The organism is Photorhabdus machadonis, from assembly GCF_052657765.1.
On the sequence record NZ_CP199761.1, the window covers coordinates 4,860,583 to 4,880,214 of the forward strand.

Annotated in this window: 14 protein-coding genes and 1 tRNA gene; 7 read left to right on the forward strand and 8 right to left on the reverse strand. The window is 43.6% G+C overall.

Features of this window, described 5'->3' with window-relative positions; all coding sequences use genetic code 11:
- Nucleotides 1-252: 252 nt before the first annotated feature.
- A complete protein-coding gene (locus tag ACUN2T_RS23370; RefSeq protein WP_445495279.1) occupies nucleotides 253-510 on the reverse strand; it encodes a hypothetical protein in 258 nt (85 codons plus the stop codon).
- Between the two features lie 137 nt (nucleotides 511-647).
- Between ACUN2T_RS23370 and ACUN2T_RS23375 the strand changes: the two genes are divergently transcribed.
- From ACUN2T_RS23375 to ACUN2T_RS23385, 3 genes are all read left to right on the forward strand, one after another.
- Nucleotides 648-785: a hypothetical protein gene (locus ACUN2T_RS23375; protein ID WP_445495280.1), complete on the forward strand. Its 138-nt coding sequence runs from the start codon at nucleotides 648-650 to the stop codon at nucleotides 783-785.
- A 384-nt stretch (nucleotides 786-1,169) separates the two neighbouring features.
- Nucleotides 1,170-2,252, forward strand: coding sequence for an AAA family ATPase (locus ACUN2T_RS23380; protein WP_445495281.1), 1,083 nt, complete (start codon nucleotides 1,170-1,172; stop codon nucleotides 2,250-2,252).
- Nucleotides 2,245-4,440: a S8 family peptidase gene (locus ACUN2T_RS23385; RefSeq protein ID WP_445495282.1), complete on the forward strand. Its 2,196-nt coding sequence runs from the start codon at nucleotides 2,245-2,247 to the stop codon at nucleotides 4,438-4,440. The genes ACUN2T_RS23380 and ACUN2T_RS23385 overlap by 8 nt, the downstream gene beginning before the upstream one ends.
- A 190-nt stretch (nucleotides 4,441-4,630) precedes the next feature.
- Here the strand turns inward: ACUN2T_RS23385 and ACUN2T_RS23390 are convergent, their stop codons facing one another.
- From ACUN2T_RS23390 to ACUN2T_RS23410, 5 genes are all read right to left on the reverse strand, one after another.
- The gene (locus ACUN2T_RS23390; RefSeq protein ID WP_445495283.1) at nucleotides 4,631-5,164 is read right to left on the reverse strand and encodes an IS630 family transposase; all 534 of its coding nucleotides are present in this window, start codon (nucleotides 5,162-5,164) and stop codon (nucleotides 4,631-4,633) included.
- Nucleotides 5,165-5,192: 28 nt separating this feature from the next.
- Entirely contained in the window at nucleotides 5,193-5,645 is a 453-nt protein-coding gene (locus ACUN2T_RS23395) for a helix-turn-helix domain-containing protein (protein ID WP_445495284.1), read from the reverse strand.
- A gap of 519 nt (nucleotides 5,646-6,164) precedes the next feature.
- Complete coding sequence (locus ACUN2T_RS23400; RefSeq protein WP_445497966.1) at nucleotides 6,165-8,606, reverse strand: toprim domain-containing protein; 2,442 nt, start codon at nucleotides 8,604-8,606, stop codon at nucleotides 6,165-6,167.
- A gap of 135 nt (nucleotides 8,607-8,741) precedes the next feature.
- Nucleotides 8,742-10,016, reverse strand: coding sequence for a tyrosine-type recombinase/integrase (locus tag ACUN2T_RS23405; RefSeq protein ID WP_445495285.1), 1,275 nt, complete (start codon nucleotides 10,014-10,016; stop codon nucleotides 8,742-8,744).
- Between the two features lie 164 nt (nucleotides 10,017-10,180).
- A tRNA-Leu gene (locus ACUN2T_RS23410) sits at nucleotides 10,181-10,265 on the reverse strand.
- Between the two features lie 499 nt (nucleotides 10,266-10,764).
- On the opposite strand from ACUN2T_RS23410, the gene ampH reads away from it, so the two are divergent.
- Nucleotides 10,765-11,982 (forward strand): D-alanyl-D-alanine-carboxypeptidase/endopeptidase AmpH, encoded by a 1,218-nt coding sequence (gene ampH / locus ACUN2T_RS23415; protein WP_445495286.1) that lies wholly within the window; start codon nucleotides 10,765-10,767, stop codon nucleotides 11,980-11,982.
- Between the two features lie 114 nt (nucleotides 11,983-12,096).
- Here the strand turns inward: ampH and lptG are convergent, their stop codons facing one another.
- Both lptG and lptF read right to left on the reverse strand, forming a co-directional pair.
- Nucleotides 12,097-13,173, reverse strand: a complete 1,077-nt coding sequence (gene lptG / locus ACUN2T_RS23420) for an LPS export ABC transporter permease LptG (RefSeq protein WP_445495288.1) — start codon at nucleotides 13,171-13,173, stop codon at nucleotides 12,097-12,099.
- On the reverse strand, nucleotides 13,173-14,273 hold the full coding sequence (lptF, locus tag ACUN2T_RS23425; RefSeq protein WP_445495289.1) for an LPS export ABC transporter permease LptF: 1,101 nt from the start codon (nucleotides 14,271-14,273) through the stop codon (nucleotides 13,173-13,175). Before lptF ends, lptG begins: the two co-directional genes overlap by 1 nt.
- Before the next feature lie 291 nt (nucleotides 14,274-14,564).
- Between lptF and pepA the strand changes: the two genes are divergently transcribed.
- The 3 genes from pepA to ACUN2T_RS23440 all read left to right on the forward strand — a co-directional run bounded on the left by pepA (nucleotide 14,565) and on the right by ACUN2T_RS23440 (nucleotide 19,510).
- On the forward strand, nucleotides 14,565-16,085 hold the full coding sequence (pepA, locus tag ACUN2T_RS23430; RefSeq protein WP_445495290.1) for a leucyl aminopeptidase: 1,521 nt from the start codon (nucleotides 14,565-14,567) through the stop codon (nucleotides 16,083-16,085).
- A 64-nt stretch (nucleotides 16,086-16,149) separates the two neighbouring features.
- Nucleotides 16,150-16,599, forward strand: coding sequence for a DNA polymerase III subunit chi (locus ACUN2T_RS23435; protein ID WP_445495291.1), 450 nt, complete (start codon nucleotides 16,150-16,152; stop codon nucleotides 16,597-16,599).
- 13 nt (nucleotides 16,600-16,612) lie between these two features.
- Nucleotides 16,613-19,510 carry a valine--tRNA ligase gene (locus ACUN2T_RS23440; protein ID WP_445495292.1) on the forward strand — a complete coding sequence of 966 codons (2,898 nt, stop codon included), beginning with the start codon at nucleotides 16,613-16,615 and terminating at the stop codon, nucleotides 19,508-19,510.
- Nucleotides 19,511-19,632 lie beyond the last annotated feature (122 nt).

Sequence of the window (19,632 nt, forward strand, 5' to 3'; positions counted from 1 at the left end):
CTCTACTTATATCTAACAACATGCAATCTCTGGCGCGCGACAGTTCGGGCAAAATAGAAAATACTAATCTTGCCCTTGATCGATATCTGTGCGCCAGAGTGAACGCAAGTTGAGGTATTTCGGGATATCGGTTGAGTACTCAGTACTGCCGCCTGCATTTGCAGGTCATCCCCACCGGCCAAAAGCCAGCCTCGATATCGTCAAGTTCTCCTTTTTCAATCTATAAAATGCAGTGTCAGATTCACTGTGTGGTTAATTAGGCCAAAGCCTGTCAGGGTTGTATTGCTCTTTTGCTGCGGCGTCACTTTCAGCGGTAAACCTGCTAAAAGTGACGCCTTGAGTTCCGCGAACGGCTAGCAAAAGTAGTGAGAGCGTTGAAATACCAGTAGTTGCCGCAAGATGAGGAGTCAAACGGTAGTAATGAGTTAAATGTTTAGATGTAGAAAATTTATCCGCTGAATAATTCAGACGGTGATCGTGATAAGTATGAACAGGATGTACTAAAGCCATCCAGTTATTCATTGAAGATAAAGGAAAAAATGGTTTATGTTGATATAAAAGATAAGTGCATGACCTAATGTTCACTACACTTGATTGGCAATATAAAAACACCTTTTGGGTGTATTTTTTAGTTTAAGAGACCTTCATTGCCAGACGAGGGTTTAGGTGTCTTGGCAATATCTGCTTCCAAAGGTGGGCAGATGTACCGCAATTTTGCTCTCCCTTTCAGGCTACAGGAGTTTTTTAGCCATTACAGCTATGTGACCATCTATGATGGTGATTAGACAAATTCAGATTAGAATTTTTTTTCAGTTATGGCAATAAAAAGTAGGTGGTTTGAACAATAAAAACTATATCTATTTTTCACACCAAACCATGCAATAAATAAAAAGTCTTCCTTCCAATATTGCGCCCCTAGCATTTTCTTATTTGGCTCGCCAAAAATACAGCATTTAGTAGACAAAGATCGATAAGGGATGTGAAAGCTGCAAACATTTAGATGCTAGCTGATCAAGCTACAATCAAAAATACTAACAAACCTTAAAGTGGTACGTGAGTGTTAAAAACCGGGACGAAAAAGAGTGAATTGATGTTTTTTTTAACTAATGATATCTACATTGGTGTATTATTACCAAAAAATTGGTTTGATTTTGTCATGGGGCGGTAAAATGATTAACTTAACTAATGATGTATTCATTGACTTCGTCAGTGATGCTCTGTCTGGAAAGCGAGATAGTCTTGTCATGCGGCTACGCATGGTAACGAAAAAGCTCAAAAAAGAGTCGCCAGAATTAGCAACAAAGTTAGAAAGCCTACTTATGCAAACTAGTGGAGCATATGCTGTAGAAAGAGCTCAACAGGTTACTCCTAGAGCAACCCCTGTAGATACAGATACAAGGCAAAAGTTGTTAATTGAAACATATCCTGTAATTCTAGATGTTGAACCCGTTTGGCCAACGAGCACAACGTTAGCCCTAAATCGTTTTGTAATCGAATGGGAAATGAAAGAACTTTTACACAAAGAGGGCTTACATCCGTCTCGCTCCCTTTTAATGGGTGGGCCTCCTGGAGTAGGTAAAACTTTGGCTGCAAAATGGTTAGCCAGTCGACTAAATATGCCCTTATTGACTCTTGACCTTGCGAGTGTGATGAGCAGTTATCTTGGTAAGACAGGAAATAACATAAGGTCCGTACTTAACTATGCCTCATCTTTCCCATGTGTATTGTTACTTGACGAGTTCGATGCTATTGCCAAAAAAAGAGATGACGCTACAGATGTCGGTGAACTTAAAAGACTTGTTACTGTTCTTTTACAATCTATCGATGAATGGCCTAACACCTCTATTCTCATAGCAGCAACTAATCATTCTGAACTTTTGGATACTGCTGCATGGAGAAGATTTGATAGAGTTATAAATTTTGAACACCCTACTAATGATTTAATTCAGCACTATCTCATATCGAAAGAAATTACAGAAAGTTTAGCGCACTATATTTCGTCAAGACTAGGTGAAATATCTTATGCTGTGATTGAAAAATCCATCAATCAAGCGAAGAGGAATTCCATTATAGAGCAGATATCTTTAAGCGCAGCTCTAATAGATGAATTATTGAGCAATACATCATTGGAAGATGTCGTAAAAACGATGCTTGATGAGGGTATTTCCCAAAGAAAAATTTCGTCAGACTTAGGAATACCAAGATCGCAAATTAGAAAAATCATTAAGATAGAGGATGAAGGTAATGAATAATAAGAATATGCTTTTGGGTTATGGAGAAACACTGACGGGTAATGTAGAAGTAAAAAAAGGTGGGGGAGGGAAAAATAAACCCTATACCTATAATGAAAATAAGCTAGTAATAATACGTGATTTGGCATCACTAATTAGTGAAATTGAAAATGAACCAGCCTCTGCACTACCAGATGGTAAAGCAGTAGCAAAATTCGTGCTTCATCCAACTTTTCTGGCTAAAAGTTATTTTCCAGTAGGATTATTTAACAAATTTTCTCTTACAAGTGTAGGTAGTAAGTCTGTCAGAATTAAGCCCCGTAAAGATATAAAGAAAAAAGGTAGAAAAGATGAATATACGACGGCTTGTATCTACGTTTCAGGGAAAACTGAAAATTTTCAATCATTTTTGTATGCATTAAACGATGATACTTTAAATAAAAGCCAAAAAGATGATTTCATTACACTTGAAAGTGTTTCAATGTTTAAGCCATCCGATAAAATTAAGTCTTTAGAAGGTGAGGGTGAAAGAAGCATTGAAATAGCCTTACATACCCCAGATAAAAATTCATTTATAGTGGACTCTTTTGTTAGATATGCGTTACAACAAGGGGCCTCTGTTGATAAAGAAAGATGCATAAAAGTTAAAGGATTAACCTTTATGCCTATTAGAGCTAATAAAAAAACGGCTTATGAAATAGCAAAATTTTCTTTTTTAAGGACGATTAGAGATCTCCCAGAGCTAAGAGTTAGTGAGCCAGTAATTAGACGTTCTGTGAATTCTCCATCTAGTTTTGAATTACCATCAGAAGGAGCAATCAACCCAAATTTAAAGGTAGCAATATTTGATGGAGGAGTAAGTATTGATGACTTTAATCAGTGGGTAACTGAGTACACTTTTAACAAAGATGGAAAAACGAGTGCCCAGCTTCTCTCACATGGACAAGATGTGACATCTACGCTTCTCTTTGGCGTTATGGATTCAGATACTGTAAAACTAAATGTTCCTTATTGTAATATTGATCATTACAGAGTCTTAGATTCGAACATAAACAATGCCGACATTGATCTTTTTGATGTTTTAATCAGAATAAAGAAAGTGCTCGATACACAACACTATGATTATTTTAATTTAAGTTTGGGGCCAAGGCTACCTGTTGATGATGATGATGTTCATGTCTGGACTTCAACTCTTGAGGAAGCGCTCTCAACAGGGGATACGTTATGCACAGTTGCTGTTGGAAATGATGGTCATTTGCCAGCAGGTCTTAATCGAATTCAACCTCCTGCCGATTTAGTCAATGGGTTATCTGTAGGTGCAGCAACATCTCTTTCAGAAAACTGGGAAAGGTGCCACTATAGCTGTGTTGGTCCCGGTAGAAGTCCAGGATTTGTGAAACCTGATGGCGTTGCTTTCGGCGGAAATTCAGAAGAACCTTTCAAGGTATTCAGCCCCATGAATAATGGATTGGCTAGTACCGCAGGTACTAGCTTTGCCGCTCCACTAGCATTGAGACAAGCAATCGCCTTAAGTTCATCTTTACAATATAATATTACGCCTCTAACTGCTAAAGCTCTTTTAATTCATCATGCTGAAAACAGTAATCATGAACGTTCAGAAGTCGGCTGGGGTAGATTTCCTCATAATATTTCAGATGTTATTTATTGTGACGACAATGAAGTGAAAGTCATTTATCAAGGTATGCTCAAACCTTCTCAACACATGCGGGCATTCATTCCTTATCCTGATGAGCCAACTACAGGTTATGTCAATCTTCGAGCAACATTTTGCTTTTCTAGCCCAGTAGACGCAGAACATCCATTAAATTACACCCGAAGTGGTTTAGAAATTACCATGAGGACAGGGAAATCTAATACAACAAAAGGCTTAACATTCCCGCTTTTTAACCTAAAAAATATTTATGCAGATGAAAATGAACAAAGAGGTGATGGTCATAAGTGGGAAACAACATTAAGAAGTGAGCACACATTCAAACAAGGTGAACTTGCTATGCCATGCTTTGATATTATTTATTATGGTCGCGATTGTGGGATGCCAATTGATGTTTCTGAACTTGACGATTTACCTTATGTTTTAATTGTTACTTTATCTGCTGGGGAAATGCCAGATTTATATAATAATATCCGACAAAAATATCAGACATTACAGCCTATACAGGTACAGCAGCAAGTTATCTTACATACTTAATAAAGGATATATGGATAACATTTTAGTTATCCATAAATTTAGTGAAAATAAAAGTACTAATTATAATCAGCATTCTATCAATGAGTGAAGTTGGATTTTTTATAACTTTGTCGATCTTTTTATTAAGAGATATGATGTTTATCATAGAGAAAATATAAAAAATTTAGGTTTATTATTTAAAAGTAAGTCCTCAAGAGAAATTAACTGCAAATTGGCTACCATAATTTTCAAATAACGCATTCAATTCATGCTCCATTGTATCCTGAGTCCAAGTGATAAAACGTCGCCAATGGTATTTAGCCTCTCTCCAGACGATTTCAATCAAATTCAGTTCTGGGCTGTAGGCGGGAAGGTAAAGTAAAAACAGGTTGTGCTCTTGTAACCAATGACTTTTCATTTCTTCATCGATCCCATGATGGATAGGCGCATTATCTAACACGACAAATGTCAGGCGATGATCCACTTGTTGGGCGATCTGCGCTAAAAAACCAATGACATCACTCCGCGTAACACTGCTTGATATTATCTGATAAAACAACGTGTTATCTGTATAATTTAGCGCACCCAGCACTGACCGTCTGACATGATTTTGCGCCTCGGCTTCATGAGGCTTGCCCCGTGGACTCCATCCGTATTGTACCGGCGGGGAGGCGGAAAAACCGGCCTCATCAAGATAGATCAGCCGATAATGACCCAATCGGGCTCCTGCCTTAATTTTATTCAATAAGGCGGCTTTTTCCGCAAATTCTGCTTCATTGCGTTTTTTTTAAAGACATACGGGCGCGTTTATAGGTTAATCCCTGTCTTTTCAGCGTATTAGCCAGCGTTTCAAGCGTACAGGGCAGAGGGCCATGCTTGTCCTCAACTTTCTGTGCGATCCGGGCTAGCGTCAGAGATTCTGCGCTGGCGGCTTCGACTGCGGTGGCAATCATGTCAGGGGTCATGGCGGGATATCGGCCTCCGACATGACCACCTAATAACCCCACTATCCCTGAATCATGCCAGACATGAACCCAGTCATAGATAACCCTGAGACTACATCCTATCTCATCAGCGATCTGGCGGGGTTTGATGCCTCTGGCAAGCATAAGTAACCCCGCCCCTCGTGTACGGATGTCCCAGTGTCTGTGATTCAAAGCAAGCTGCTGTAATGTAATACGTTCTGGTTCAGACAATGTGATATTCGATTTTAATTTCAATTTCATAAGAACAGGTGGTAAGTCATCGGATTACCAATTATAACACCAATGCAGATTGTTTATCTGATCAACTTAAGTGATTATTAATAATTATGTAACATAAAAATCAAGTGATACAACAAATTCAAACTATACTGACGTGCTACGCTTGTCTTCTCAGTGTTACCGGGCTAATAAATTACCCCAGTAACACTGAGAGCTGAAAGATCACCTGCCAGAGAAAACATTTTTACCTCCCCCCTACTAAAGAATTAGTAGTAAAACTGTTCACCCTGTTCATCTTTGAATAATTTTATTGAAATTCATGTTGTTAAAGGGTGATGAGTTGAAATTAAACCCATCACCACTCTTCACCCAACCGTTCACCTCCAACCAGAAAAAAGGTGAACAGTGATGAAGAGTTGTGAACAGTTTTAAAATAACTATTCACCCTATAATGTATTGATATGTCTGGTTTAAATCACAGGGTGAATAGTAGTGAACACTTTTTATATTTCTTTGAAAAATTACTGTAATCAGAAAAAATTATTTTTCTGGCAGGTTATCTCCTGTCAGTTTCGGCATCCACTCGATAGCAGTATCAATATCTATATTCAGATTGCTACGAATGCCTTGTTTGCTTTTCTTACGCAGGTAATGCTGACCGTACTCCGCCAGCGCGCCCGGCATATCCATGCCAAAACGAGTTACAGAAACGGGTTTATTCAGGTTATTGCCTTTCATATAAGCAAGATAGGAGTGATAAAGGTATTTACGAGGATTGAACGGCATAATTTCCGCATTGCCGATTAACAAGCCATCAGGTTCATGAGAAGAAATCAGGTAGCCACAGAAATCGATCAGTGGATCTGTACCACGTTTGATATCCAACGCCTCCGCAGATTTCTGTTGTTCTGCCAGTAAGCTCCTTGCAGTTTGTGGATCAGTGAACCGATGCAACAAATGCCGGATAATCACAGGCAATTCTGCCGCGATTTTATCCCGTAGGAGTGGATCACGTTCATTTTCTGGCACAACTTCGGAAAAATTAAAAATCACCCGACGCCGTGACACACCACCACTACGATCACTGAAACTCATGGCATTATTGTTTACTGCCAGCACTACCGCAGGGATACGGGTTGAGTAGGGCTGTTTGTGTTTCGGATCGATAGCAACTTCATCACCACCAGTAATTGCCTTGATGCCGGAACCATCGCCCACATAGCGAGTTTGGTCTGGCAGGATAATCAGCGAATAGCCGACAATCAACGCCCGTTCCCGTGGGTTTTCTAGTGCAGCCATGCTTGCAGAAACAGTATTGCCTTTACCTGCCAGCATGGAACAAATTTCGGCAAAGATGCTTTTACCGCTGCCTCCGGCTCCGGTGACTTCCAGAAAAAGTTGCCAGTCATAGCGGTTCGCCAGCACCATAAACAGCGCTGCCAGCACTCTGTTTGTTTTGTTTTCACAGTTGGCTGTTGCCTGATTGAGCCAGCGCCAGAACTGGGGCGCGTGATCTTGCAGAGTTTCCCCCGAAATAGGGGAATTGAATTCAACGTCATTGGCAAGCAATAGCCAGTCATTTTTGCGGTGAGGCCGGAACTGACAGGCTTTCAGGTCAAATACGCCATTACTAAACCCGATTAAGTGGCGTTCTGGTAGTTGCATCATGGGAAGCTGTAATTTCAGGGCATCCACGGCTGAACTAATACCATGTGGTGAATACGGTAGTTTCTCTTCCATAAAGGCGGCGACCATTTCCCGCCTTAAATCGCGATCACTGACCGGACGCCAGACAATACCATCATAGTGATGAACACTTTCCGAAGCGCCATCCAACGCTAAATCTCCGCTATAACGCGCCAGTAACACTTCTCCGCGCTGGCTGGCTCCCATCTGGCATAATGTCAGTTTTGAAGATTCGGTATCATTATTAAGCTGAACGGCTGCTTTTTTCTTGATTGATGTTGGTTGATAAAGCCCCTGAGCAAAGGCTTGCTGTGCTATTTCCACTCCGTGTTGCTGGCGGTAATCGTCCCAATCGGCTTTGTGCTCAGTTGGTGGTAACGTTACCCATCCATTGATCGTTTTGGCGGTTTTTTCTGCCGCAATTTTGCCAACATTCTTTTTCGGCTTACCGTTCTTATCTAACTCATTGGGAAGATGCCAGTCGTTATCTGCGGCAATAATGATTTTCGTATCAGGCCAGTGTTCCCTGACTGATTGAGCGACAGAGAGCAAATTACCTGCATCTATTGCAGCCAGAACTGTGCCTTGATGTAACTGGCTAACGGTCAATGCCGTGGCGTAACCTTCGGTAATTATCACTGTGCCTGGATGTTTTCCCAACTCTGATAATGCAATGAAAGCACTTTTCTTTTGGCTACCAGACAGTAATTTCTTCGTTCCATCCGGTTTGATAATTTGCGCACCTGTAACTTTTTTATCTAATGTTCTCAGCGGCAATAACAACGAACCATCTTCCAATAATCGCTGGTTAGAGCAATGCAGACCTTTTGCAGTCAGGTAGGGAAATTTTCCGGCGACAGTTAGCGCCATTAGTGCCGCTACTTTTTCGGCAATCGGCTGTGTTGTTTGAATGATTTCTTTGGCTGGCTTGAGTTCATGTAAAGGTAGTGCCAGTACGGTAGCAACAACTTTTGCCGCCTCAAGAATCGAGATCCCTTTAGTTTTTGCTACTAAATCTAGCCCATCGCCATAGTTTGGAGCGTCACACTGGCGGCAATGCCAGTTGCCGTTATGATGATCATCAATAAAGTGAAAGCGGTCAGTACCGCCGCAAATAGGGCAAACGCCATGTTTGCCTTTTGCGGGAATATCAATGCCACAGATAGGCAGAAGGTTTTCCCAATGATACATAGCGGATTTTTTCACGGTTTGGATCAGGTCGAGCGGTTTTTGTTCGCCTGTTTTATCTGAAGATGTAAATTTAGGGTGAGTTTGGGTATGCTGTATATCAGCCATCATCGTTACCTTTCTTAACGGTTGTTGGTTAGACGCCTCGATAGTGTTTGCTGCACTTCGGGGCGTTGTTTTTTATGTCATGCTTTTATGTATTACGTAACTGGCTATCCTATATATAAAATTTTGTTGGCTATGCTACTGGTTTTTCCTGTCACGAAGCGGCTTGGCAAAATCATAAGGAGTTACAAATTGCGCCTTGTTAGCATCCAGATAATCCGCCCACCATTGCACCATCAACCGCCGTTCATCCAAATGTTTGGATGTGTGAATATACGCCGCCCGGACATTGTTTCTTTCGATATGGCTTAACTGGCGTTCGATCGCGTCATCACTCCACAGGCCAGATTCTCCCATTGCACCACGTGCCATTGTGCGGAATCCGTGCCCGCAAACTTCTGTTTTGGTGTCATAGCCCATTGTACGTAACGCATTATTGACGGTGTTCTCACTCATCACTTTCTTTGGATCGTGATCGCCGGGAAACATTACCTCACTTTCTCCGCTCAGACTGTGCAAGGTTTCGATAAGCGAAATCGCCTGATGGCTCAACGGTACAATGTGCTCAGTTTTCATTTTCATACCACGTTGAGAATGTTTAACACCATCAATGGGTTTTCGTGTCGCCGGTATATGCCAGATCGCTCTTTCAAGATCGATTTCTTCCCAACGGGCGAATCTCATTTCACTGGAACGAACAAACGTTAATAAAGTTAGCTCTACCGCAATTTTGGTCAGTAAGCGCCCACGATAACATGAAAGGCGAGTTAAAAATTCAGGCAGGCGTTCATGAGGCAATGCAGGGTGATGTTTGGGTTTTACTATGGTGAGAGTACCCGCCATATCATTGGCAGGGCTATATTCAAGGAGGTCATTTTGGACAGCATAACGCATGATGGCAGCTACACGCTGTTGTAATCTCTGGGCTATATCGTGTTTGCCATCAGTATCAACGGCTTGGATCGGTGCTAACAGTTGGCTGGTTCGCAAAGTGCGAATATCGAGAGTACCAATATAGGGGAAAATGTATTGCTCGAAACCTCGCATAATTCGGTCTCGATGGTCTTCACTCCACCGTTTATTGCTGGCGTGCCATTCACGAGCGATCCGCTCAAAGGTATATGCACCCTTTGATTCGGCTTGTGCGTCTTTTCTCTCTGCTTTGGGATCAATACCTTGAGCGAGCAATTTTTTGGCTTCGTCCCGTTTGGCGCGTGCATCAGCTAATGAAACAACAGGATAGACACCAAAAGCCAGCCGATCTTCTTTTCTATCGGTGGGGCGATGATACTTCATGCGCCAGTATTTAGAACCGCGCGGCGTGATTTCGAGATATAAGCCAGCGCCATCCGCTAATTTATAGGATTTCTCTTTCGGTTTCGCAGTCTCGATTTGTCGGGCGTTTAGTTTCATTTTTGGGGCACATTTACAATCGAAGTGTAGATGCCCCAAATTATGCCCCTTGGTGCTTGTTGATTGCAACAGACCACAGTAGACGTCAAAATAACTAAGTATCTTGATTTATTGGAGTTTTTTGGGAGTTTGTAGACTTGGGTAGACGTTAATAAACTAACGAATGGTGCCGAAGGCCGGACTCGAACCGGCACACCCGAAGGCGGTTGATTTTGAATCAACTGCGTCTACCGATTTCGCCACTTCGGCACTGAAGTAGTATGCGGATAACGGGAGCTATTATACCTGTCAGTGATCTGTTAGCAATAGTTATCCTACTGATTTAGTTTAACCGTCGAAAAAAAGATCATTTCCATTTATTCAATACAAATTCACGCTCAATTGTTAAACACAAAAACCCCAAACAAGTATAAAGCATACTCAGCAATATCTTTTTAGTCTGAAATTAATCTTCCTACTCAGCACCAGCTCACAACCGAAAAAAAACCTAAAACAGTTTTATATCACCATAATGGGCTGAAACACCTGACGCCGATAGACAACTTATAATCACCTTATATAATCTGGATGATAATTCACTATGAGGTAAATGGTTATGACTATTATTAGCTGGATTGGTGCCGGTATCTTTTTGGGCATTGTCATTGGCGCGTTGATGATGCTGTTTAAAAAGAATAAGTAACCGTATTTTGATATCTCTATCCTGTCCGTCAGTTCACTGGAAGTATGCCTGATTGGTTAATTCAAAATGAATAAACAGTTTTTTAAGATCTTCCCTGTTTCTGCCATGATGTTGGCTCTCGCAGCCTGTTCTTCTTCCGATAAAACCTATTCGACACAGTTTCTGCAACCGAAGAAACAACCATTGAAATGGGAGGTGTTTGAAGGAAATGCGAGAACTAAAAAGCTAGCTTCGCAATTGGTTGATCAGTACGCGCAGGATATTTTCAATGGCAGCAATGCTCAAGGCATGGCGATGGTGGTGATTGATAATAATCAGGCAGTTTACCGCAGTTTCGGTGAAACCCGTCCGGGAAACGGTATCCGTCCTAAGCCTGATTCAGTTATCCGCATCGCCTCACTGACTAAGCTGATGACCAGTGAGATTATGATCAAGCTGGAAGAGGATAAGGTTCTGCGTTCCACCGATCCATTGCAAGATTACAGCTATTATGGCGTGAAAGTGCCTCAATACAGCCCTCTTCAGCCTATCCGGTTGTTCCACCTGGCAAGCCATACCAGTGGTTTGCCTCGTGAGCAGCCGGGAGGTCAATGGGGACGCCCTGTTTTTGTCTGGCCTACACAAGCCAATCGCTGGACTTGGTTGAAAGCAGCTCAATCAGATGTATCTCCAGGCACGACTGTATCTTATTCCAATCTGGCTTACGATTTATTAGCGGATGCGCTCGCTAAAGCCGCAGGTAAGCCATATACCCGCCTGTTGCACGATAAGATCACCGGCCCTTATTACATGAAAGACACGACACTGACACCCAACCGCTCTCAGTGCGCCCGTCTGATGGAAAGTGATAAATCCAGCCCATGCCTTAACACTGTTGCGGCAGCGGGTAGTGGTGGAATTTATTCAACGCCAAGAGATATGCAGCGCTGGATGCAGCAGTTTTTGTCATCAGACAGTCAGTTACGTAAGCAGACCGCCAGCCGCGAGCAGGGAGTTTATTTTAAGCGTTCCGATCTGGCTTCAATTAAAGGAATGGATGTTGCCGGTCAGGCAGATGGCATCGGCCTTGGCTGGGTTTACATGAACGCCCGTGGTGATGTGCCGGGTATTTATCAGAAAACCGGTGGCGGCGGTGGGTTCAATACGTATATGGCAATGATCCCCGAGCAGAATATCGGGGTATTTGTGGTGATTACCCGGAAGCAACGCAGTAAGTTCAGCAATGTAACGACCGGAGTTAATCAACTGGTAACTGCATTGTCGAGGAATCACAAACAAGTTTGAATCTGAGTTTTATAAATCGAGATACCTGGGATGGAGTTTCCCGCTTAGTAGTTCTCCATCCCGGTGGTGCCTCTAATATCAGGTTCCCATCATCTGCACCACGATTTCTAAAAGTTACTGTCTCTTAAGCAGTAAATAAACACTCACAGTAAGGAACAGAAAACTTGGTAGCAACGCTGCCAGAACTGCCGGCATACTGTAAACCAGACTCAGTGGGCCAAAGATCTCGTTGAGAACATAAAATAAGAAGCCAAAACTGATCCCTGTTACTATTTTAACACCCATCGGTACGGTACGCAGCGGTCCGAAGATGAAAGAGAGCGCCATCAACATCATTACCGCAACTGAAAGTGGGGCAAATATCTTTTTCCACATATTCAGTTGATAACGCCCTGATTCCTGCTCACTCTGTTTGAGATACTTGATGTACTGATACAAGCCACTGATGGAAAGCGCGTCAGGATCGAGCGCGACAACACCCAATTTTTGTGGTGTCAGCCGAGTTTTCCAGTCACCAGAGATACTCTGTGATCCCGTGATTTTTTTGTTGTCTGTCAGGTCAGATTCTTCCACCTGAGAAAGCTTCCACAAGTCACTATCTTCGTCATAAACAGCACTGGCTGCATATTTTACAGAGAGTAGTTTTTTATCATCATCAAAATGATAGATATTGACGCCTTTAATCTCTGTATCACTCGTTAACTGCTGGATGTAGATAAAATCAGCCCCATCTTTCGCCCACATGCCTTTAGTTGTTGAAACCAGAGAACCACCAAATATCTTCTGAGCCCGGTAGTTACGTGCCATCTGTTCACCTTGTGGCGCAACCCATTCACCAATAACCATGGTCAGGATCACCAGCGGAATTGCCGTTTTCATGACTGAGCCAGCAACCTGCATACGGGTAAAACCAGAAGCCTGCATAACCACCAGCTCGCTGCGGGTTGCCAACGTGCCAAGCCCCAGTAAAGCCCCAAGTAAAGCGGCCATCGGGAAGAATATCTGAATATCTTTCGGCACACTCAGTAAAGCATAAAGACCAGCGGAAAGAGTGGTATATTCCCCCCGCCCCACTCTTCTTAATTCGTCAACAAACTTAATAATGCCGGAGAGTGATACCAGCATAAATAGTGTCATCAGAATAGTTTGTAGAATAGTCCGCCCAATATAACGATCCAATACACCAAACATCAGGCTACTCCTCTACCTTTGAAACGGGCCCGAATCCTGCGCATCGGTACGGTATCCCAGATATTAAGAATCAACGCCAGCATCAGATAAGCCCCGTTAACCGCCCACATCCAGATCATCGGATCCAATTTGCCCTTGCTACCATTAGAACGCAGGGAGCTTTGTAGTAAGAAGAAGATCAGGTAAAGCAGCATCGCAGGCAACATGCTGAGTACCCGGCCCTGACGTGGGTTCACCGCACTTAATGGTACAACCATCATGGTCATAATCAATACCGAGAGCACCAAGGTCAAGCGCCAATGGAACTCAGCGCGGGAATCTTTATCATCATTTTGCCATAACTGAGTCATGGACTTTTGTTCAATTTTATCGCCATCTACAGTCGAGGCCTGATGCCCAACAACCGCCTGATAATCATTGAACTCGGTAATTCTAAAATCCCGCAGCATTGCAGTACCTTCGTAACGGGTACCGTGGTTAAGGACAACCATCTGTTTACCATCAGGCCGCTCCACCATATGACCACCATCCGAGATCACAACTGAAGGACGCTGGTTATCAACCGGACGAAGCTGGGCAAGAAATACGTTTTCGAATTTGTCGCCGTGCACGTTACCAATATAGAGCACCAAGTTGCCGTTATTGGCAGGTTTGAATCTCCCTTCCATTATCGCCGCCAGGCTTGGGTTAGCCCTGGCGTCAGCCAGCACATGTTCCTGATATATTGAGGACCACGGCATTGCCCAAATGACATTCACCGCCGCCAGCGCGGAAGTCAACAATGCCAGAATAAATGCCGAAACCACCAACACGCGTTTGCCCAAGCCACACGCATGCATAACAGTAATTTCACTTTCAGTATAGAGTTTGCTGAAAGTCATCAATACCCCAAGAAAAAGACTCAGGGGTAAAATAAGCTGCGCCATTTCAGGCACACCTAGCCCTAACAAGGATAAAACCAAATTTGCCGGGACGTTTCCTTCCACTGCTGCACCCAGAATTTCTACTAATTTTTGACAGAAAAAAATCAGTAAAAGGATAAAGAGTATCGCAACTTGGCTTTTCAGGGTTTCCCGTACCAGATATCTAATGATGATCACGCTTATTACGCCTGTGAAAACTTGTCTTTTTGCAGGAAAATGGCTAACTTCATTGTATATCTACTATTTATTATATGCATCAGTTTGGCTTCCCTATTGCTAAAATGTTCTCGAAGCATTTCATATTTATTTAGGTTCCCAATCAGAACATACTTAAATAGTTAGCTAAACAATTATTAAGTAGTGCGTTTAGCTTAACATAAAGAGTGAACTTTCTATGGGGTAGATTAATGCGGAACGCTATATTTTAACGATAGCGTACGTCTTTGTCTTTAAGATTCAGGAGAACGCATGGAATTTAGTGTAAAAAGCGGTAGCCCGGAGAAACAGCGCAGCGCGTGTATCATTGTCGGCGTTTTCGAACCGCGCCGCCTTTCCCCTATTGCCGAACAGCTCGATAAAATAAGTGATGGTTATATCAGCGCCTTGCTGCGCCGTGGTGAACTGGAAGGCAAAGTTGGTCAATCTCTGCTGCTGCATCATGTTCCCAATGTGTTATCTGAACGTATTTTGCTCATTGGCTGCGGTAAAGAGCGCGAACTGGATGAACGTCAGTATAAACAGATTATCCAGAAAACGATCAATACCCTTAATGAAACAGGTTCAATGGAAGCGGTCTGTTTCTTAACAGAGTTGCATGTTAAAGGCCGTAATAATTACTGGAAAGTACGCCAAGCGGTAGAAACAGCCAAAGAGTCTCTCTATGTCTTCGACCAGCTTAAAAGTAATAAAAATGAGTTGCGCCGCCCACTGCGTAAAATGGTCTTCAATGTTCCAACTCGCCGGGAGCTGACTAGCGGTGAACGTGCAATCCAACACGGTCTTGCTATTGCTGCCGGTATCAAAGCGACCAAAGATCTTGGCAATATGCCGCCAAATATCTGTAACGCAGCTTACCTAGCCTCTCAGGCACGCCAACTCGCAGATTCTGTCAATAGCCACATTACAACCAAAGTCATTGGTGAAGAGCAGATGAAAGAGCTGGGAATGAACGCCTATCTGGCTGTTGGTCAGGGTTCTCAGAATGAATCTCTCATGTCAGTCATGGAATATAAAGGCAGTCCGGATAAAAATGCCAAACCCATTATCCTGGTTGGCAAGGGCCTGACTTTTGACTCCGGTGGTATTTCAATCAAACCTGCGGGTGGCATGGATGAGATGAAATACGATATGTGTGGTGCTGCAACCGTTTATGGTGTTATGCGTGTGGTTGCTGAGTTGCAACTACCACTCAATGTTATCGGTGTAATGGCAGGCTGTGAGAATATGCCGGGAGGCCGTGCTTACCGCCCAGGAGATATTTTAACCACCCTATCCGGTCAGACTGTCGAAGTGCTCAATACTGATGCAGAAGGCCGACTGGTTCTGTGTGACACGTTAACTTACGTTGAACGTTTCGATCCGGAACTGGTCATTGATATCGCTACGCTGACTGGTGCTTGCATCACTGCCCTTGGTAATCATTACAGTGGATTGCTATCCAACCATAATCCACTGGCCCATGAGCTACTAAATGCTTCTGAACAATCAGGTGATCGCGCATGGCGTCTGCCAATGACCGATGAGTTTTTTGAGCAAATTGATTCTAATTTCGCTGATCTGGCAAACGCCGGTGGCAGTGGGGGTGGCGCGATTACCGCAGCCTGCTTCCTATCCCGCTTCGCCACAAAATATCACTGGGCACACCTGGATATCGCCGGTACTGCATGGCGTTCAGGTAAAACAAAAGGCGCAACAGGCCGCCCGGTTGCATTACTGTCGCAATTCCTGTTAAATCGTGCAGGCAATGCTGGTATCAATAACGACGATTGATTTAATCCATCCCCGCTTATTATAAGGGCATTTACAATGCCCTTTCTCCGTAACAGAGACATTAATGAAAAGTGCCACGTTTTATTTACTGGAACAGCCATCACCGCAAGAGGATTTGCAGGCTCACGAATGGCTGGCATGTCAATTTGCGGCTGACCAATGGCGAGCAGGAAAGCGGGTGCTGATTGCCTGTGAAGATCAACAACAGGCAGAAAAGTTAGATGAAGCTTTATGGCAACGGGAGCCTCATCAGTTCGTCCCGCATAACCTCGCGGGTGAAGGGCCAAGATATGGTGCCCCGGTTGAGCTATGTTGGCCACAAAAACGGGGAAATGCACCCCGTGATATCCTGATAAATCTGCTGCCGCACTTTGCAGACTTTGCCACCGCTTTCCATGAAGTGATAGACTTCGTTCCTATAGATGAAAATTTGAAACAGTTGGCGCGTGAACGATATAAAACATATCGCAGCGTCGGCTTTAATTTGACCATGGCAACGCCGCCAACATACTAAGTATTAAGATAAAATGGAAAAAACACCCGCTAACCAAACGCAATCCGAGCCATCTCTCGATAAGACTTACAATCCTAAAGAAATTGAGCAGCCTCTTTATACCCATTGGGAGAAAAGTGGTTATTTCAAACCTAATGGTGACACCAGCCGCGAAAGTTTCTGTATTGTTATCCCGCCACCAAATGTGACTGGCAGTCTGCATATGGGCCATGCGTTCCAGCAAACCATTATGGATACGATGATCCGTTATCAGCGGATGCAGGGTAAAAACACCTTGTGGCAATCCGGTACTGACCATGCCGGTATCGCTACTCAAATGGTAGTTGAACGTAAGATCGCAGCAGAAGAAGGCAAAACCCGTCACGATTATGGCCGCGATGCTTTTATCGATAAAATCTGGCAGTGGAAAGCAGAATCCGGCGGCACGATTACCAATCAGATGCGCCGTCTGGGTAACTCTGTTGACTGGGAGCGTGAACGTTTTACCATGGATGAAGGTCTGTCCAACGCCGTAAAAGAAGCTTTTGTCCGTTTATATAAAGAAAACCTGATTTACCGGGGCAAACGTCTGGTTAACTGGGATCCAAAACTGCACACTGCAATCTCTGATCTGGAAGTTGATAACCGGGAAGTTAAAGGTTCTATGTGGCATCTGCGATATCCGCTGGCTGATGGCGTAACAACCGCAGAAGGTAAAGATTACCTGATCGTTGCAACTACCCGGCCTGAAACTATGTTGGGCGATACCGGTGTAGCCGTTAACCCGGAAGATCCGCGTTATAAAGATTTAATCGGCAAAGAGATCATTCTGCCATTGGTTAACCGCCGCATTCCTATTATCGGTGATGAACACGCGGATATGGAAAAAGGCACCGGTTGCGTAAAAATCACGCCGGCCCATGACTTCAATGACTATGAAGTGGGTAAACGCCATGCTTTGCCAATGATCAATATCATGACACTTGATGGCAGTATCCGTAATGAAGCAGAAATTTTCGATACCAATGGTGAGATTTCTGATGGTTACAGTTCTGATATTCCGGCTGAATACCAGGGCATGGAGCGTTTTGCCGCTCGTAAAGCGATGGTTGCTGAGTTTGAAAAACGGGGTCTGCTGGTCGAAATCAAAGCTCATGATCTGACCGTTCCTTATGGTGATCGTGGCGGTGTGGTTATTGAGCCAATGCTGACTGATCAGTGGTATGTCCGTACAGCGCCTCTGGCGAAAGTGGCTATCGAAGCCGTTGAAAATGGCGATATCCAGTTCGTACCTAAGCAGTATGAAAATATGTATTACTCCTGGATGCGCGATATTCAGGATTGGTGTATCTCCCGTCAATTGTGGTGGGGCCACCGTATTCCGGCGTGGTATGACGCTGAAGGTAATGTCTACGTAGGCCGCAACGAAGAAGAAGTTCGTCGTGAAAATAATCTGGGTGCAGATGTCGCCCTAAACCAAGATGAAGATGTATTGGATACGTGGTTCTCTTCCGGTCTGTGGACTTTTTCTACCCTTGGCTGGCCAGAACAAACAGAAGCGCTGAAGACTTTCCATCCAACGGACGTGTTGGTAAGTGGCTTTGATATCATCTTCTTCTGGATTGCCCGTATGATCATGATGACCATGCATTTCATCAAAGATGAAAATGGCAAGCCTCAGGTTCCATTTAAGACCGTCTACATGACCGGACTTATCCGGGATGACGAAGGCCAGAAGATGTCCAAATCCAAAGGGAATGTCATTGACCCGCTGGATATGGTTGACGGTATTTCCCTGGAAAACCTGCTGGAAAAACGTACCGGCAATATGATGCAGCCACAATTGGCTGAAAAAATCCGCAAGCGTACAGAGAAGCAATTCCCGGCGGGTATTGAATCTCACGGTACCGATGCCCTGCGCTTTACACTGGCAGCATTGGCCTCTACAGGTCGTGATATCAACTGGGATATGAAGCGTCTGCAAGGTTACCGTAATTTTTGTAACAAACTGTGGAACGCCAGCCGTTTTGTTCTGATGAATACGGAAGGTCAGGATTGCGGCCAAAATGGCGGCGAAATGGTGCTGTCACTGGCTGATCGCTGGATCTTGGCTGAATTTAACCAGACAGTAAAAGCCTATCGTGAAGCACTGGATACCTATCGTTTTGATATGGCTGCCAATATTCTTTATGAATTCACTTGGAACCAATTCTGTGACTGGTATCTGGAGCTGTCTAAACCAGCGATCAACAAAGGTTCAGAAGCCGAAGTTCGTGGTGCCCGTCATACTTTAATTGAAGTTCTGGAAGGGTTATTGCGCCTGGCTCATCCTATTATTCCATTTATCACCGAAACCATTTGGCAGCGGGTGAAAATGGTTAAGGGGATTGAAGCAGATACCATTATGTTGCAACCGTTCCCAGAATTTAATCAGGCGAAAGCGGATGAATGGGCACTGACCGATCTGGAATGGATTAAAGAAGCGATTATTGCAGTACGTAATATCCGGGCTGAAATGAACATCGCGCCAGGCAAACCATTGGAAGTTCTGCTGCGTAATGCCGATGCCGACGCACAACGTCGTGTAGCAGAAAATCTGAATTTTATTCAGGCAATGGGCCGCCTCTCTTCTGTCACTATTCTGTCTGCTGGTGAAGAAGCTCCGGTTTCTGTGACTAAGCTGATTAATGGCGCAGAGGTGTTAATCCCAATGGCGGGATTAGTCGATAAACAAACCGAGTTGGGCCGTTTGGATAAAGAGATTGAGAAGCTGGATAAAGAGATTGGCAGCATTGAAGGTAAACTGTCGAATGAAGGCTTTGTCAGTCGGGCACCTGAAGCCGTTGTCACTAAAGAACGTGAACGCCTGGCAACCTGTAATGCATCAAAAGAGAAGCTGTTAGCTCAGAAGGAAACCATTGCTGCGCTGTAATATTTTCAACAAGTAAATTTTCATCAAAGCCACTGCAATTCGTTGTCAGTGGCTTTTTAATTTAAAACGTAAACGATAAAATTTATAAGAAAGTGTAAATTAACCCCATTCTATATAAACAC

Bases quoted from the DNA above. Each gene is read 5' to 3' on its own strand.
- ACUN2T_RS23440 (WP_445495292.1), top strand. From the start codon at position 16,613: ATGGAAAAAACACCCGCTAACCAAACGCAATCCGAGCCATCTCTCGAT.
- lptG (WP_445495288.1), bottom strand. From the start codon at position 13,173: ATGTTTGGTGTATTGGATCGTTATATTGGGCGGACTATTCTACAAACT.
- pepA (WP_445495290.1), top strand. From the start codon at position 14,565: ATGGAATTTAGTGTAAAAAGCGGTAGCCCGGAGAAACAGCGCAGCGCG.
- ACUN2T_RS23370 (WP_445495279.1), bottom strand. From the start codon at position 510: ATGGCTTTAGTACATCCTGTTCATACTTATCACGATCACCGTCTGAAT.
- ACUN2T_RS23400 (WP_445497966.1), bottom strand. From the start codon at position 8,606: ATGGCTGATATACAGCATACCCAAACTCACCCTAAATTTACATCTTCA.
- ACUN2T_RS23395 (WP_445495284.1), bottom strand. From the start codon at position 5,645: ATGAAATTGAAATTAAAATCGAATATCACATTGTCTGAACCAGAACGT.
- ACUN2T_RS23405 (WP_445495285.1), bottom strand. From the start codon at position 10,016: ATGAAACTAAACGCCCGACAAATCGAGACTGCGAAACCGAAAGAGAAA.
- ACUN2T_RS23435 (WP_445495291.1), top strand. From the start codon at position 16,150: ATGAAAAGTGCCACGTTTTATTTACTGGAACAGCCATCACCGCAAGAG.
- ACUN2T_RS23380 (WP_445495281.1), top strand. From the start codon at position 1,170: ATGATTAACTTAACTAATGATGTATTCATTGACTTCGTCAGTGATGCT.
- ampH (WP_445495286.1), top strand. From the start codon at position 10,765: ATGAATAAACAGTTTTTTAAGATCTTCCCTGTTTCTGCCATGATGTTG.
- ACUN2T_RS23385 (WP_445495282.1), top strand. From the start codon at position 2,245: ATGAATAATAAGAATATGCTTTTGGGTTATGGAGAAACACTGACGGGT.